General features: G+C 73.0%; 11 protein-coding genes. 7 read left to right on the forward strand and 4 right to left on the reverse strand.

Features of this window, described 5'->3' with window-relative positions; genetic code table 11:
• Window positions 1-172 precede the first annotated feature (172 nt).
• The 5 genes from ACFVYR_RS02720 (at window position 173) to ACFVYR_RS02740 (ending at window position 7,928) form a co-directional block, all read left to right on the forward strand.
• Window positions 173-1,972 (forward strand): AMP-dependent synthetase/ligase, encoded by a 1,800-nt coding sequence (locus ACFVYR_RS02720; RefSeq protein ID WP_384247820.1) that lies wholly within the window; start codon window positions 173-175, stop codon window positions 1,970-1,972.
• 113 nt (window positions 1,973-2,085) lie between these two features.
• Window positions 2,086-3,354 (forward strand): ABC transporter substrate-binding protein, encoded by a 1,269-nt coding sequence (locus tag ACFVYR_RS02725; protein WP_384247822.1) that lies wholly within the window; start codon window positions 2,086-2,088, stop codon window positions 3,352-3,354.
• Window positions 3,355-3,366: 12 nt separating this feature from the next.
• Window positions 3,367-6,147 (forward strand): ATP-binding cassette domain-containing protein, encoded by a 2,781-nt coding sequence (locus tag ACFVYR_RS02730; protein ID WP_384247824.1) that lies wholly within the window; start codon window positions 3,367-3,369, stop codon window positions 6,145-6,147.
• A complete protein-coding gene (locus ACFVYR_RS02735) occupies window positions 6,144-6,944 on the forward strand; it encodes an ABC transporter ATP-binding protein (protein ID WP_384247826.1) in 801 nt (266 codons plus the stop codon). The genes ACFVYR_RS02730 and ACFVYR_RS02735 overlap by 4 nt, the downstream gene beginning before the upstream one ends.
• A gap of 192 nt (window positions 6,945-7,136) precedes the next feature.
• Entirely contained in the window at window positions 7,137-7,928 is a 792-nt protein-coding gene (locus tag ACFVYR_RS02740; RefSeq protein WP_384248025.1) for an aldo/keto reductase, read from the forward strand.
• 75 nt (window positions 7,929-8,003) lie between these two features.
• Here the strand turns inward: ACFVYR_RS02740 and ACFVYR_RS02745 are convergent, their stop codons facing one another.
• Window positions 8,004-11,696 (reverse strand): hypothetical protein, encoded by a 3,693-nt coding sequence (locus ACFVYR_RS02745; protein ID WP_384247828.1) that lies wholly within the window; start codon window positions 11,694-11,696, stop codon window positions 8,004-8,006.
• A gap of 328 nt (window positions 11,697-12,024) precedes the next feature.
• On the opposite strand from ACFVYR_RS02745, the gene ACFVYR_RS02750 reads away from it, so the two are divergent.
• Window positions 12,025-13,401 carry a hypothetical protein gene (locus ACFVYR_RS02750; RefSeq protein ID WP_384247830.1) on the forward strand — a complete coding sequence of 459 codons (1,377 nt, stop codon included), beginning with the start codon at window positions 12,025-12,027 and terminating at the stop codon, window positions 13,399-13,401.
• Window positions 13,402-13,417: 16 nt separating this feature from the next.
• Here ACFVYR_RS02750 and ACFVYR_RS02755 read toward each other — a convergent pair whose 3' ends face one another.
• The 3 genes from ACFVYR_RS02755 to ACFVYR_RS02765 form a co-directional block, all read right to left on the reverse strand.
• Window positions 13,418-14,326: a class I SAM-dependent methyltransferase gene (locus ACFVYR_RS02755; protein WP_384247832.1), complete on the reverse strand. Its 909-nt coding sequence runs from the start codon at window positions 14,324-14,326 to the stop codon at window positions 13,418-13,420.
• A gap of 141 nt (window positions 14,327-14,467) precedes the next feature.
• Window positions 14,468-15,208, reverse strand: a complete 741-nt coding sequence (locus ACFVYR_RS02760; protein ID WP_384247834.1) for a class I SAM-dependent methyltransferase — start codon at window positions 15,206-15,208, stop codon at window positions 14,468-14,470.
• Between the two features lie 6 nt (window positions 15,209-15,214).
• Window positions 15,215-15,520, reverse strand: a complete 306-nt coding sequence (locus ACFVYR_RS02765) for a 4a-hydroxytetrahydrobiopterin dehydratase (RefSeq protein WP_384247836.1) — start codon at window positions 15,518-15,520, stop codon at window positions 15,215-15,217.
• Between the two features lie 94 nt (window positions 15,521-15,614).
• Between ACFVYR_RS02765 and ACFVYR_RS02770 the strand changes: the two genes are divergently transcribed.
• Window positions 15,615-16,475 (forward strand): helix-turn-helix domain-containing protein, encoded by an 861-nt coding sequence (locus ACFVYR_RS02770; RefSeq protein ID WP_384247838.1) that lies wholly within the window; start codon window positions 15,615-15,617, stop codon window positions 16,473-16,475.
• Window positions 16,476-16,575: the final 100 nt, after the last annotated feature.

The raw sequence follows: 16,575 nt of genomic DNA on the forward strand, positions 1-16,575 counted from the left end.
TAAGTTGTCCGGCCCTTCCCCTTGTGGCCGCATTTCCACCGGCTGACCTGTGCCGATGGTCCGTACCGGGCGCGCCTGGACCCCCTCCCGGAGGCGCGCGCCGTGGGGTACGGTCACGGCGCTGTGCGGAGCGCCACAAGGAGCATCATTGCGCGAGTTCTCGAATCCTCCGATGGCGACGGCGCCGCTGGTGGGCGGCCTTGCCGACGCCGTGTTCGACCATGCCCTCGAGGACCCCTCGCGCATCGCTTTCGGCCGCAAGACCGAGGGGCGCTGGACCGACGTCACCGCCGCCCGGTTCCGTGACGAGGTGCTCGCCCTGGCCAAGGGCCTGATCGCGCAGGGCGTGCGGTTCGGCGACCGGGTGGCCATCATGTCCCGCACCCGGTACGAGTGGACGCTCTTCGACTTCGCGCTGTGGACCATCGGCGCCCAGGTCGTGCCGATCTACCCGACCTCCTCGGCCGACCAGGTCCTCTGGATGCTGCACGACGCGCAGGTCTCGGCCGCGATGGTCGAGCACGAGGACCACGCGATGACCATCGGCTCCGTCATCGGCCGCCTGCCGCAGCTGCGCAAGCTCTGGCAGCTGGACGCCGACGCGGTGGGCGAGCTGGGCGCCGCGGGGCGGGACATCGACGACGAGGTGGTGCACCGCCACCGCCGCGCGGTCACGCCCGACTCGATCGCCACGATCATCTACACGTCAGGCACCACGGGCCGCCCCAAGGGCTGCCTGATCTCCCACGCGAACTTCATGTTCGAGGCGGACGTCATGGTCGCGCGCTGGGAGCCGGTCTTCCACTCCAAGCGCGACAGCGAGGCCACCACCCTGCTCTTCCTGCCGCTGGCGCACGTCTTCGGCCGCATGGTGCAGATCGCCGCGGTGCGCGGCCGGGTGAAGATGGGGCACCAGCCCAATCTCAACGCGGCGGCGCTCCTGCCCGACCTCGCCGCCTTCCGGCCCACGTTCATCCTGGCCGTGCCGTACATCTTCGAGAAGGTCTTCAACGCGGCGCGGCGCAGGGCGGAGAAGGACGGCAAGGCGGGTCCGTTCGACAAGGCCGTCGAGTGCGCCGTGCGCTACGCCGACGCGCTGGAGGCCAAGGCCTTCGGGACGGGACCCGGCCCCGCCGCGGCGCTGCGCATGCAGCACCAGCTCTTCGAGAAGCTCGTCTACTCCAAGGTCCGCGAGGCGATGGGCGGCCGGGTGCGGCACGCGATGTCGGGCGGCTCGGGGATGGACCGCCGCCTCGGCCTCTTCTTCGCGGGCGCCGGCGTGACGGTCTACGAGGGGTACGGCCTGACGGAGTCGACGGCCGCCGCGACCGCCAACCCGCCCGAGCGCACCCGCTACGGCACGGTCGGCCGGCCGATTCCCGGCACGACCGTGCACATCGCGGAGGACGGCGAGGTCTGGCTGCGCGGCGACAACGTCTTCCAGGGCTACCTCAACGACCCCAAGGCCACCGACGCGACCCTGCACGATGGCTGGCTGGCCACGGGCGACCTGGGCACGCTCGACGAGGACGGCTATCTGACCATCACCGGGCGCAAGAAGGAGATCCTGGTGACATCGGGCGGCAAGAGCGTCTCGCCGGCCCAGCTGGAGGAGCGGGTGCGCGACCATCCGCTGGTCGCCCAGTGCATCGTCGTCGGCAACGACCGCCCCTACATCGCGGCGCTCGTGACCCTGGACGCGGAGGCCGTGGAGCACTGGCTGACCATGCGCCGCAAGCCCATGATGGCCCCGGCCGACCTGGTGCGCGACCCGGATCTGGAGACCGAGGTGCGCCGGGCCGTCGTCGCCGCCAACACTCTTGTCTCGCAGGCCGAGTCGATCCGTACGTTCCGCATACTGGCGCATCAGTTCAGCGAGGAGCACGGCCTTCTGACACCGTCGCTGAAGCTGAAGCGGAAGGCGATCGAGACGGTGTACTCGGCCGAGGTCGAGGCGCTGTACCGCAGCTAGATCCCGCCGGGCACCCGTTCCTGACGGTGCATCAATTCCTCTCGCGCCTGTTCTTGACGGTTCATCAGGTCGCGCACAGAATCAGCCCCACTTCGATTCCAGGGGGTTCGACCGTGTCGCGATCGATCCGCACCATCACCGCCGCCGTCGCGGCCCTGCTGCTCGCCACCGCCTGCAACTCCGCGTCCGACAGCGGTGGTTCGGGTGGCGGCGGTGACGAGAAGGGCGGCGGTTCCACGCGCGGTGTGACCGAGGACTCCATCAAGGTCGGCGGGATCGTCTCCATGACGACGGCCAGCGGGTACAGCAAGAAGGACACCGACCTCGGCGCCAGGGCCCGGTACGACCGCGCCAACGCCGAGGGCGGCGTGCACGGACGGAAGATCGACTACCTGGGTGCGGAGGACGACGGGCAGGACCCGGGCAAGAATCTCGCGGCGGCCCGCGGGCTCGTCCAGCGGGAGAAGGTCTTCGCGATCTCCCCGATGAGCTCGGTCACCTTCTCCGGCGCCGGCTTCCTGCAGAAGCAGAAGGTTCCCACGTTCGGCTGGGGCACCGTCCCGCCCTTCTGCGGCCCGACGTACATGTACGGCTTCGGCGGCTGCATGGTGCCGATGCCCGGCGGCACCATCACCCAGAGCTGGCCCGAGGGGCTGAAGAAGGTCACGGGCGGCGCCAGGGGCAGGACGGTGGCGATCCTCGCCAACGACAACGACGCGGGCACGTTCGCCATCCGCACCTACAAGCAGAGCTTCGCGGCGGCCGGTTACGAGGTGACGTACGCCAAGTCGACCGTGCCCGCCACGTCGGTGCCGAGCGACTGGTCGGCGTACACGAAGGAGATCCTGCGCTCCGACGGCGGTAAGGCGCCTGACGCCGTCGTCTCCGTCATGCAGACCCCGTACAACATCGGCCTGTTCACGGCCGTCAAGCGTGCCGGGTTCAAGGGCGTCCTCACCGATCCCACCGACTACGACCCGGGCCTGCTCGCCAAGAGCGCCACGCGGAAGGCCCTGGACGGCGTGCACATCCTGCTGGCCTTCCAGCCCTTCGAGCAGGACAGCGCGGACATGAGGCGGTTCAAGGCGGACATCGCGAAGGCGGCGGGCAAGAAGGTGCCTCTCAGCATGCACATGATGACCGGCTACATGTCCGCCGACCTCTTCCTCGCCATCGCCGAGAAGGCGGGCAAGGACCTCACCGTCGACTCCTTCCAGAAGGCGGCGGACGGCTACTCCGACACCGGCACCATGGTCGGGGACCGCAGACTGCCCGACGGGCGCAAGGAGTCGTTCGGCTGCGGCGCGCTCGTCCAGCTCCGCGACCGGAAGTACACGGTGTCGTCGCCCTTCAAGTGCTACGAACCGATCCCCTTCAAGTAGGGGCGGGCCGCCATGTCGGACCTGCTGGGATTCGTGCTGAGCGGTCTCGTCTCCGGTGCCCTGTACGCCCTCCTCGCCACCGGACTCGTCCTGTCCTACTCGGCGTCGGGCCTCTTCAACTTCGCGCACGGCGCGACCGCCTACCTCTGCGCCCTCACCTTCTACGAGCTGCACTCCGGCTTCGGCTGGCCCGCCGTGCCGACGGCGCTGCTGCTCGTCGCCGTGGTGGCCCCGGCCCTCGGCTTGGGCCTCGACCGGCTGATGTTCCGCAAGCTGGCCCGGGTCGGCGAGAGCGCGCAGATCGTCGCGACGATCGGCCTGCTCGTGGCGCTGCCCGCGCTCGGCCTGTGGGTGGTGGAGCTCCTCGCGGACGCGGGCGCCCCCGTCGAACCCGCGGAGAACCAGTTCGGGCTGCCGGGCGTCGGGCCGAGCCCGGCCAGGAGCTGGCAGCTGACGGACGGCGTCGGCATCGACTCCGACCAGCTGATCACCTGGGTGGCCACGGCGGTCGTCGCGGTCGGCCTGTGGATCCTGATGCGCCGTACGCCGCTCGGCCTCCGGCTCCGCGCCGCGGTCGACAACCGCTCACTCGTGGAGCTGCGCGGTATGAGCGCGGACCGCCTCTCGTCGGTGGCGTGGATGCTGTCGTCCGCTCTCGCGGGCCTGGCAGGCGTGCTCGCCACCCCCCTCCTCGGACTCTCCTCGCACGACTTCACCCTGTTCCTGTTCGTCTCCGCGACGGCCGCCGTGCTCGGCCGCTTCCTCTCCGTCCCGCTGGCCTTCGCCGGTGGGCTCGGGCTCGGCGTCCTGCAGAACCTCGTCGCGGGGTACGCCGACTTCGCCGAGAAGATCACCGGATTCCGTACCGCCGTGCCCTTCCTGATCCTGTTCGCCGGACTGCTCCTGCTCACCCGCAGCCGGCGGACCGCGGGCACGGTGGCGGTCGACGCACCACCCGTCGACTACCTCGCCGGACGGTCGTGGGCCCGCAGGTGGGGTCCGTGGACGGCGGCAGCGGTGCTCATGGCCCTCGCCCTCTACACGGTGACGACGCCCTTCTGGAGCGGCCTGCTCGCCCAGGGGCTCGCGATCTCGCTGGTGTTCGTCTCCTTCACCGTGGTGACGGGGCTCGGCGCGATGGTCTCCCTTGCGCAGGCCACCTTCGTCACGGGTGCCGCACTCATCGCCGGGCTGCTGATGAGCCACGGCTGGCCGTTCCTCGCGGCCACTCTGGTGGGCACCTGTGCGGCGGCGGCGCTCGGCGCGCTCGTGGCGCTGCCCGCGCTGCGGCTCGGCGGACGCTCCCTGGCCCTCGCGACCCTGGCGCTCGCCTTCCTCGCCGATCAGGTGCTCTTCCAGATGGGGTGGCTGCGCAACGGCGACACGGGCTGGGAGATCCCCCGGCCGGTCTTCGGCCCGGTCGACCTCTCGGACGACCGGGCCATGGGCGTCGCGATGATCGTCCTTGTCTCGGCCACCGTCACCGCGCTCGGTGCGCTGCGGAACTCCCCCTCGGGACGCGCGATGCTCGCGGTACGGTCCGCTCCCACGGCGGCGATGGCGTCGGGGGTGTCCGTGGTGCGCACGAAGCTGCTCCTGTTCACCCTGTCGGCGGGGCTCGCGGGGTTCGGCGGGGTGATGTACGCGTCGTACAACACCCGTATCACCGCCACCGACTTCACCGCGATGACCGGTCTTGTCTGGCTGGCGGTGGTGGTCGCCGCGGGGGTGCGCAGGGCGCAGTTCGCGGTGGTGGCGGGGCTGGTCTTCGCGATCGTGCCGCACCTGCTCGCGGAGTACGTCACGGAGTCCGTACAGCTGCCGGTGATCCTGTTCGGCCTCGCGGGGCTCGCGCTCGCCAACGACCCGGACGGGTACTGCGCGGCGGTGTCGGTGCGGATGCACCGGAGGCGGCTGAAGGCCCGGCCACTTGACGAAGCCGAGTCCCCGACCCCTCCGGCGGTGGACAAGCGGAGCCCGGAGCACGGCCCAGGGCCGGACGGGGGCGGGCCCGGGCAGGAACAACCCCCCGCCCTCGTCCTCCGCCGCCTCCATGCCGGGTACGACGGCGCCCCCGTCCTGAACGGCGTCGACCTCACCGTCCGCCCCGGCGAGATCGTCGCCCTGCTCGGACCGAACGGCGCGGGCAAGTCCACCACGTGCCTCACGGCGGCGGGACTGATCCGCCCCCTCACGGGCCGGGTGTACGTCGACGGGCACGACGCGACCCGCTGGGGCGCCGTCGGCCGTGCCCGCGCCGGTGTCGTGCTCGCCCCCGAGGGCCGCGGCATCTTCCCCTCGCTCACCGTCGAGGAGAACCTCGCCCTCCACCTCAGGGACCGGGACGCGCGCGACGCCGTGTACGAGCGGTTCGCGGGACTCGCCGCCCGGCGCAAGGTAGCCGCCGGCGCCCTGTCCGGCGGGGAGCAGCAGCTGCTCGCCCTCGCCCCGCTGCTGCGGCGCCCGCCGAAGGTGCTGATCGCGGACGAACCATCGCTCGGACTCGCGCCCCGCGTGGTCGACGACGTCTTCCGCCTGCTGCTCGAACTCCGGGACGCCGGGGCCGGGCTGCTGCTCGTGGAGGAGAAGGCCGCGGAGATCCTCGGTATCGCGGACACCGTGGCATATCTGGCACAGGGCCGCGTCTCCTGGTGCGGCCCGCGCTCCGAGGTCCGGGCGGACCGGCTCACGGAGGCGTATCTGGGCATCGCCGCGGAGGGCGTGGAGGACGCAGAGGGCGCGGACGGCGCCGACGCCGGGCGGCGGACGACGAAGGGCGTGACGCGGCCATGACGGAAGAGGCCTACGTCCTGCGGGCCGCGGACATCGAGGTCCGCTTCGGCGGGATCCGCGCCCTCGACGGAGTGGACCTGGCCGTACGCCCCGGCGAGATCTGCGGACTCATCGGCCCCAACGGAGCGGGCAAGACCACCCTGTTCGACGTGTTGTCGGGCATCCGCAGGCCGGACCGGGGCCGGGTGCTCGTCGACGGCCGTGACGTCACGCGCCGCTCCCCCGTGTGGCGCGCCCGCCACGGCATGCGCCGCACCTTCCAGCGGCAGCAGCTCTTCGGGCAGCTCACCGTCGCCGACCATCTCGTCCTCGCGCAGGAGTGGCGGGGTGGTGGCGGCGGTCTCGCCGCCGATCTGCTGGCCGCGCCGACCCGGCGTACGCACGAGGCCGCGCGCCGGGACCGGGCCGCGGCGGTGCTGCGCGCGTGCGGCCTCGAAGCGCTCGCCGGGCGGTACGCGGGCACGCTGCCGGTCGGGCAGGCCCGCATGGTGGAGCTGGCGCGGGCGGTGGCGGACCCGCCCAGGGTGCTTCTCCTGGACGAACCCGCGTCCGGGATGACGGCCGATGAGCGGCGCCGTCTCTCGGCCGTCATCCGCCGTCTGGCGGACGACGAGGGCTGCGCGGTGCTGCTCGTCGAGCACAATGTCGCCTTCGTGATGGAGCTCAGCGCCCGCGTCGTAGTCCTCGACCTGGGCCGGGTCCTGGCGCACGGCACGGCGGCGGAGGTGCGCGCGGACCCGAAGGTGCGGGACGCCTATCTGGGTACTTCGCCGGGCGCGGGGGCGGCTGCGGATTAGCCGCGGGGCGGCCGCGGACCAGCTGCGGAGGCCGGTTGATTCCCGGCGGGTTCCGTGTTGATTCCGGGGCGGCCCGCCCCCAGGAATGCGACATCGCCGCTGATCGTTGACCATGGAAGCACCAACCGACGACTGAAGGATCGAAAGCTCGTGAGCAAGGTTCCCCCGATCATCCTGAACAACGGCGTCGAGATGCCCCAGCTCGGCTTCGGTGTGTGGCAGGTTCCGGACGACGAGGCCACCAAGGCCGTCGCGCTGGCCCTGGAGGCCGGGTACCGCAGCATCGACACCGCGGCCGTCTACGGCAACGAAGAGGGCACGGGCCGGGCGATCGCCGCCTCCGGCGTGCCCCGCGAGGAACTGTTCGTCACGACGAAGCTCTGGAACGGCGACCATGGCCACGACGCGGCACTGCGGGCTTTCGACGCCTCGCTGGCCAAGCTCGGCCTCGACTACGTGGACCTGTACCTGATCCACTGGCCGCTGCCGTCCAAGGACAGCTACGTGGACACGTACAAAGCCCTGGAGAAGATCCTCGCCGACGGCCGCGCCAAGTCCATCGGCGTCTCGAACTTCCTCCCCGAGCACCTGCGGCGGCTCCTCGACGAGACGTCGGTCATCCCGGCCGTCAACCAGATCGAGCTCCACCCGCAATTGCAGCAGCGCACCCTGCGCGAGTTCCACGCGGAGCAGGGCATCGCCACCGAGGCGTGGTCGCCGCTCGGCTCCGGCAAGGGCCTCCTGGAGGTCCCGGCGATCATCGCCATCTCGCGGAAGCACGGGCGCTCACCCGCACAGATCGTGCTGCGCTGGCACGTCCAGCTGGGCAACGTCGCGATCCCCAAGTCCGTGACGCCGTCGCGGATCAAGGAGAACATCGACGTCTTCGACTTCGAGCTCGACCCCGAGGACATGGCGGCGATCTCCGCGCTGAACGAGGACCGCCGGACCGGCCCGGACCCGGCGACGTTCGACGTGGTCTGAGGGAGGGGCCCGCTGGGGCGATGCCCGGGGGCGGGCGGCAGGTGCGGTTCCGCGCCGCCCGCCCGAAAGGCGGCGTCAGCAGGTCTCGCGGTACTCGGTGTCCGGCAGATACGTGCGCCACTGCTCGCGTGTCAATCCACCGTGGGCCCGGACACATGTCCTGTCCGCCGCCCGCTCCGCCGCGACCAGGACGCCGCGGACCGTGCCGCGGGAGGTCGTGACGCGCAGCTCGTCCCCGGCGAAGCCGAGGGCCAGGACTGGCCCGTCCGCCGCCGGGTACCGGGCGCCGGTGAGGCGCGGGGTCTCCGTCTCCCACACGCGGACGGAGCCGTCGGCGCGGCTCGCTGCGAGGTGGCGGCCGTCGGCGGAGAAGGCGACGGCCGGCACGGGCTCGCCCCCCACGGGCCCCTCCTCCCACAGGACGGCGAGGGGGTGGGCGGCTCTGCCGTCCCACAGGGCGAGTCTGCCGTTGTCGTCGCAGACGGCGAGGAAGCGGCCGTCGGGGCTGAACGTGGCGGATGTCAGCGAGTCCTCGCCGTGCAGCGCGGATCGCGTGCGCCCTGTCGCGATGTCGATCATCGTGCCGTCCAGGGAGAGGAGTTCACGGCCGCCGGGTGCGAGGACCGTCAGGCCGGAGAGCGTGCGGTACGGCAGGCGGGTGCGGGCGTGCCCGCCGATCCGCCAGACGGCGATCTTCGGAGCGTCATGGTCCTGCGTCCCGAGCGGCGCGCCCGCGGCGAGGGGCGGCCCGCCTCTTTTGGGCAGCGCAAGGTTCTCCACCCACGACGGCACGGCCGTCCTTGCCGTCTCCTCGCCGCGCCGCAGGTCCCACCGCCGGACCGTCGAGCCCTTCGCCGCGTCGACGCTGTACGCGAGGGCCCCGCTGTCCGGGGAGAACGCCAGGGCCGGGGCGCCGCAGTCCGCGCAGATCCGGCCGGGCAGCGTGCGCAGCACCGTACCGTCCCGCCCGTCGCGCAGCAGCAACCGCCCCACGCCGGCCCGGCGTTCGAGCGTGACCAGGGTGCGGCCGTCCGGACTGAAGTGAGCCTCCTCGAAGGGGGGCGGTGGTGCGCCGCGCGGCTCGGCCAGGACGTCGCGCACGTCCAGGGTGCGGATCACCCTGGCACTGGTCTGTACACGGATCACCCCGGCCGTCTCGTCAAGGCGCACTCCTGTCGCCGTCAGCTCACCCATGCGATGCCGCAGCAGCGGAGTCCGCGGAGCGGCGGTGCGCCACAGGACCACCTCGCCGTCGCCGAGGGCCACCGCCGTGGCGCCGTCGGCGCTGAAGTCCAGGCTCGGTTCGTACGCGCCGGGGAGGTCGAGTCCGGGCCGCTCATCGCCGGTCCTGACGTCCCAGGTCCGTACGCCGCCTTCCACGGGGACGGCCAGCGTCCGGCCGTCCGGTGTGAAGGTCGCCTCCTGCGCCAGGCAGAACGCCCGGTCGAGCGCGCGCGGCCAGGTCCTGGCGAGGTCGCGCCCCGTGTCCACCTCCCGTACGAGGAGCGGTCCTTCGTCTCCCGTACAGGTCGCGAGGAGCCGGTCGTCAGGGCTCACGACGGAGAAGGGGGAGCTGCTCGCCCAGGCTCCCCCGACCGTGGTGACGACCTTGTGCCGCCGCACGTCCCACACCTGGACGTTGTGCCGTGCCTCGTCCTGGACGATGAACATCCGTCCGCTGGGCGAGAACCTGCCACTCGTATCCGACCCGCCGCCACTCGCCAGCGTCCGCCCCACCGCGCGTTCGCTGCGCAGGTCCCAGATCTGGAATCCCCGCCCGGTCGACCGCGCGATCAGCCGGCCGTCCGCGCTGACGTCCGCGTCAAAGTCGGCGGCCCGGAAGGAGCCCGGTCTGTCGTACGTGCTGATCCGCCGCCGGCCGCTCAGTCCCCAGCGCGTCACCCGGCGCCCGGTGGAGCTGGTCAGGGTGTGTCCGTCCGCGCTGAGGAACCGGGCCGTCGCGGGCGGGCCCGCCCCGCCGCTCCCGAAGAACGTGTCCTGCTCCCGCTGCGCGGACGCGCCGCGCACCGCCTCCCGGGTCTCTGGCAGGTCCGCGATCCGCCAGGCGGCCACGCTCAACCGCATCGCGGTGACCGGGTCGGACGTGCGCAGCGTCGCCGCGATCCCGGCGATCCGCCGCGCCCGGGCCTCGTCGCTCCGCCGTTGTCCGTTCCTGTTCTGCTGCCAGGCCAGCGCGCCCGCGACCGTCGCGAGACAGAGGACCACGGCGAGCGCCGCGAGGAGCACGCGGGTACGGCGTCGGGCGCGCGTGCGGGCCCGGACGCCCTGGTCGTGGGCGGTGACGGCGGCCCGCAGGAACTCGGCCTCCTTGGCCGTGAGTTCACTGTCGCCTCTGCCGCCCTCGAACGCCTCACGTGCCGCCTTGAGTCTCGCCCCCCGGTACAGCGCCCCGGCGTCCCGGCCCAACTCCTGCCAGGCGCGGGCGGCTTCGGTCAGCGCCCGGTGCAGTCGCAGCCGCTCCCTGTCCTCCTCGATCCAGCCGCGCAGCCGTGGCCAGGCGCCGATCAGCGCCTCGTGCGCGAGGTCGACCGTCGTGCCGTCGACGGTCAGCAGGCGGGCCGCGACCAGTCGTTCGAGGACGCCGTCGCAGCCGGGCGGCAGTTCGGTGCGGTCGACGGGGCGCCGCGTGTCCTGCGTCCCTTCGCCCGGTGCCACCATGCGCAGCAGCAGCGTGCGCGCCCGTGCGGCCTCCGTCACGTGCAGACTGCCGTAGACGTCCTCGGCGGTGTGCGCGACGGCGCCGCGTACCCCGCCGATCGCCTCGTACGCCGCCTCGGTCAGCGTCCTTCCGCTGCGCCGCCGCCACACTTCGCGCAGCGCGTGGGCCATCAGCGGCAGCCCGCCCGGCTCGTCCGCCACGTCGGCGACGATGCGGGCGGTCAGGGCGCGCTCCACGACGAGCCGGCCGGCCCCGGCAGGTCCGACGACGGCTTCGCGCAGCCGGCCCGGCGACATCGGACCGACCAGGACGTTGGCGTCGCCCAACGCCTCGGCCAGCGGTCCGTGTTCGGCGCACCGGCCGTAGAAGTCGGCCCGTACGGCGAGGAGCACGCGGAGCCGGGAGGCGGTGTCGCGCGCGGCGAGCAGCCCGTCGAGGAAGGCGTTCCGCTCGGCCGGGTCGTGGCAGAGCGAGAAGACCTCCTCGAACTGGTCGACGACGAGCAAGGTGTCGCCGTCACCCTCCACCGGCGTGAACAGATGGCGGTGGGTGCGGGCCGGGCGCTCCCCGGGGGCCAGGATGCGGATCGCCGCGGGGCGCGCGGGTCCGGTCGACTGCCGTAGCGCCGGGATGAGCCCGGCCCGCAGCAGGGACGACTTGCCGCTGCCCGACGCACCGATCACCGCGACCACGCGCCGCAGGGCCGTGAGCGCCACCAGCTCGTCCACGAGGTCGTCACGGCCGAAGAAGAGTTCCCGGTCGTCGGCGCCGAACCGGGCGAGGCCCGGGTAGGGCGACTCGCCCTCGTCCGTGCCGCGTCCGGCGTCCTCGGCCACCGTCTCGTACCAGTACCGCTCCCATTCCTCCGGGTCGCCCTCGCACGCGGTGACGTAGGCGCGCAGCACGGGCAGCGTCGGCAGTCGATCGCCCGCGGCCGCCGCGGAGAGCGTGGGCGCCGAGTACGGGACGCGCTGCGCCATCGCGCGGTACGTCGGGCCGCCCGCGTCGACGCGGAGCTTGCGGAGCCGGTGCGCGAGGTGCTGGACGGGGCCCGCCGTCGGCTCAAGCGGCTTCTCACGACGCCCCACCGCGAACCCCCCTCCCCCGCACTCGTCGGCGCCCCGGCCGACGCCGTCACCGGCTCTCCCGGTCGAGATCCTGCGCCACGCTAGCAATTGATTGACGCGGCGGAACAGGGCTGCCCATCAATCCGCGCGCCGCTGAACTCGGCCTTCCGGGCCCGCTCTTGGGCCCGTCGGCCCCTTCGCAGCGCACCCTCGGGAGCACGTCATCGTCACCACCCGGCCCCTCCCCTCGACCGACGTCCGCCGCTCCACGCGGGACGGCCCGCACCGGCCCCGGCTCCGCGCCCGCGCACGTTCGGCGGCCATCGCCCTGCCCGGACTGCTGCTGGCGATGGGCCTCGGCCTCTGGGGCATCCGCCGGGACGGCACGATGTGGCGGGACGAGGTGGTGACGTACGACGTCTCACGACGCGACCTGTCCGACCTCTGGCACACACTCGGCAACGCGGACGCCGTGCACGGGCTCTACTACCTCCTGATGCACGGCCTGTTCCGGATCACCGGAGGCGCCGACCCGCTCCTCGTCATGCGGATTCCCTCCGTCCTCGCCATGAGCGCGGCCGCCGCGGGTGTCGCGCTGCTCGGCGCCCGGCTCGCGGGGCCGCGTACGGGAGTGCTCACCGGTGTCGCGTTCGCGGTGTTCCCGCTGATCCAACGGTTCGCGCAGGAGGGCCGCTCCTACGCTCTGGTCTGCGCGCTGGTCGTCTGGGCGACGTCCGCCCTCCTCGACGCCGTCGCAACCGATGAACCGCGCTCGGCACGCATGTGGTGGCGGTACGGCGCGCTGATGCTGGTGGCCTGCTGGCTGCACGAGTTCGCGGTGTTCGCCCTGGCCGGGCACGCGATGGCGATACCGCGTGCGGCTCGTCGCCGGTGGGGCGTGGCCGCGGGCGCGGTGGTCGCGGGGCTCGCGCCGCTCGTCGTGCTGAGCGAGCGGCAGCAGGCGCAGGTTTCCTGGCTCTCCTTCAGCCCTCGTCAGTACGCGGCGACCCTCGGAGTGTGCCTCGTGGGCGTGGGTTGTGCCGTGCTCCTCAGGAAGTGGCTTCCCCGGGGCGCGGTGTCGAGGGACGGGCTCGTCCGGGTGGCGCTGCCGCTGCTGGTCGCCCCCGCCGTCCTGCTGATGCTCCTCACGCCGTTCAAACCCCTGTTCGTTGACCGCTACGTCCTCTACATCTGGGCCGGTCAGGCCCTCCTTCTCGGCGCTCTGTCGGACCGGGCCCTGCGCGCCGGGCCCAGGCAGACCGCCGTCGCCACGGTGGCCGTCATGGTCGCTCTCACCTCACTGGTCCCCCTCTCCCTGCATCTGCGGACCCCCGGCAGCCGCCTCGACGACGCCACCGCCGCCGCGCGCTCGATCGGGGCCGCCGGCCGCACGGGGGACGCGGTGGTCTACCTGCCGTCGCGCCGCAGGGTGTGGACGCTTGCGTCACCCGATGCCGTCGAGGGGCTGCGCGACATCGCCCTGGACCGCGGCCCGGTCGCCTCGCGCACCCTGTACGGCACGGAGGTGCCCGCCCAGGTCGTCCGCGACCGCATGACGGCGGAGCCGCGCATCGTCCTCGTCACCGATCCGTCGGGCGAGACCTCCGACGCCGTGGAGCAGGAGACCGTGAAACGCCGTGTCATCGAGGACCGCTTCGCGAGGTGCCGGTCCTGGCACACGCGCGGGGCGCGCGTCACCCTGTACGCGCGCCCCGGTCACTGCTGAGTCCCCTTGCCCCGCTCTAGCTCCGCCCCCCGTCCCGCACCGCCACATGCACCGTCTGCGCCGTCAGGAGGAACAGGTCGCGGCGCTGGTGCAGGCTCTCGAGGTCGTTCTCGTCCAGGAGGCGGTCGAGGGTGGTGAGGTCGTCGGGGGCGAGGCGGTCGGCGTGCATCTCGCGGCGGCGGGTGAGCTCCGTGACCACGTGGGCCCTCGCGTCCTGCGAGAGGGGAGCGGGCAGGTCGAGGAGGAAGGTGCGCGTGGCCTCGTACCGCAGGCCCGCGTCGGCGAGCAGCGTCGGCCAGTCCTCGGTCGCCTCCTTCGCGCCGTCCAGACCCGCGCGCATCCCGGTGAACCACTCCTCGTCCGCCGCCTCAAGCCGGGCCTGGAGTCCCGGACGGCCGAAGCCGATGTCGCGGGGCAGGGAGCGGGCGCTCAGCCCGCCCTCAAGCAGGGCGATGGCGCCACCCGGTGCGAGGTGTCCCGCGAGGGTGGCCAGCGCGGCGCCCTGGTCACCGACGTGGTGCAGGGACTTGCACAGCCAGAGCAGGTCGGCCGTCGGCACGTCGTCGACGGCGTCCGGGAGCGCGGCGCGCACCGTGCCGAAGCGGCCCGCCAGGCCCTCGCGTTCCGCGCGCTCGCGGGCCCGCTCCAGGAGGGGCTCCTCGGGGTCCGCGGCGACGATCCGTGCCTCGGGGAACGCCTCGGCCAGCAGGAAGGAGATGGCGCCCGGACCGGAACCGACGTCGGCGACGACGCCCGGGGCCGGGGCCCAGCGCTTCAGCCAGTCGGTCACCTCGCCGTACAGGGGCGCGGCGACCCGTGCGTAGCGCTCGAGCATCTCGCCCATGGCTGCCCAGTCCATGTCGCCGTCGTGCCCGTGCCCGTGTCCGTGTCCGTGGCCCTGTCCGTGCCCGTGGTGATGGCCCATCGTCTTCCGCCGCCTTCCGGTCAAGCCGCCTCGATGACGTCCTGTCGTGTCGGTGTCGATCCGTCCTCGTCTCGACAGGGACAGCCTGCTCCGGGTTTCCGGTATCCGCCCAACGGTATTGCCGGACCCGCAAATTTCTGTTCAGCGCTGCTTGCGGTACGCGCGCAGGCTGAACTGCGGGTCGGGCCGGGGAACGTCCTGGTCCGGCAGGGCCGCCAACCGCGCCGCGAGGCGGGCGGCGCGCGGCCCGTCGGGCGGGATCTGCGTGAACCAGCCGCGCCGCAGGTCCGCGACCGTGGAACGGGGCGAGCGGCCCTGGCCGTGGCCGCTGAAGCGGGCCCGCCCGGCCGGGACCAGGCCGTGAGCGGCGGCGTACGCGTCGACGGTCTCGGCCCGGTCGGCGGCGGTGAGGACCGGGCGTGACGCGAGTACGGCGTCGATGTCGCTGCGTACGTCGTGCGAGGCGGCCTTGTCCACGGTGGTGATGTAGACGCCGCCGGGCCGCAGCACCCGTGCGCACTCGGCGACGACCGACGAGGCCTCCTCGGGTCCGGCGAGCAGGTGCAGCAGCCATACGGTGCTCACCGCGTCGAAGGAGCCGTCGGCGAAGGGGAGTCGGCGGCTGTCGCCGAGGACGACGGCGCCCGGCAGCCGTCCGGCGGCCATCCGGGCCATGCGGTACGCGGCGTCGACGCCGGTCACCCGCAGCCCCTGCCGCGCGGCGAGGCGCCGGGAGACCAGGCCGGTTCCGCAGGCGGCGTCGAGGAGCGTGCCGGTCCCCGCGGGAAGCAGGCCGAGGACCGCGGTGGCGGCGGCCTCGGCGCGCGGCTCACCGCCGCGTGAGGCGTCGTACCGGTCGGCTTCCTTGCCGTAGTCGAGCATCGGCGGTCACTCGGCGCCGTGGGCGGGGGCCAACCCCGCGACCCGGCGGGCCAGTTCGAAGTCGAGGGCGGTGAGCGCGCCGCCCGCGCTGTGCGTGTGCACGGCCAACGTGACGGTGTTGTAGCCGAGGGTCAGGTCGCAGTGGTGGCCGAGCTCCTCCTGCGTCCGGGCGATGTGGACGACCAGGCCGGTCGCGGCGAAGTGCGAGGCGAGCCGGTAGGAGCGGGTGATTTTGCCGTCCGCCACGGTCCAGCCGGGCAGCTCCGCCAGGCGGGCCTCGATCTCCTTCTGCGAGAGCGGTTCGGGGGTCATGGGTCACGCTCCTTCGGGGAAGTCCGGCGCTGTGACCGGGGAGAAGCCGGTCTCCGGCTCACCTTGCCACAAAGTGTTTCGTTACCGTCTACGTATGACAACCGCCGCGCCCGCCACGGGGAACACCAGAGGCAAGGCCAAGGGGGCCGTCAACGAACACGCGGCCGGCGTGGGACCGCTGCTGCGCGGCTGGCGCGAGCGGCGCCGGGTGAGCCAGCTGGAGCTGGCCCTGCGCGCCGACTCCTCCGCCCGGCACATCAGCTTCGTCGAGACGGGCCGGTCGCGGCCGAGCGAGGAGTTCCTGCTGCGCCTCGCCGAGCATCTCGACGTGCCGGTGCGGGAGCGCAACTCCCTTCTGCTCGCGGCCGGTTACGCGCCCCACTACCGGCAGACCCCGCTCGACGACCCCTCGATGGGCGCCCTGCGCGAGGGCCTCGATCAGCTCCTCGCCGGTTACGAGCCCTATCCGGCTCTGGTCGTCGACGCGACGTACGGCGTGATCGCGGCGAACCGCGGCATCGCGATGATGCTCGAAGGCCTGCCCGAGCACCTCCTCGCGCCGCCCCCGAACGCGATGCGGCTCACCCTCCACCCGGAGGGCCTCGCCCCGCGGATCCGGAACCTGCGGGAGTGGCGCGGTCACCTGCTGCACCAGATGGAGCGCCAGATCGCCCTGCAGCGGTCGGACGCGCTGCGGGCGGTGTACGAGGAGGTGGCGGCGTATCCGGTGGAGGATCCCGGGGTGGACGCCTTCGAGGCGGGGCCGTCCGGGGGCACGGTGCCCTACTTCGCGCTGCCGCTGCGGATCGAGCACGGCGGGCAGGTGCTGTCCTTCATCTCCTCGATCTCGACGTTCAACACGCCGATGGACGTGACGGTCGCCGAGCTGGCCATCGAGACACTGCTCCCGGCCGACCCGGCGACGGTCAAGTACCTGCGGGCGAACGTGTCCTGAGCCGGCGGGCTCTTGCGGACGGCGAGGCATCCGGCTCCCGCGGCGGAAGGGGCCCCGGGGCGGCGGCGTGCGCGAGGCCGTTGCCCGCGGTCACGGCCGC

Source organism: Streptomyces sp. NPDC058284 (genome assembly GCF_042881135.1).
Classification (GTDB): domain Bacteria; phylum Actinomycetota; class Actinomycetes; order Streptomycetales; family Streptomycetaceae; genus Streptomyces.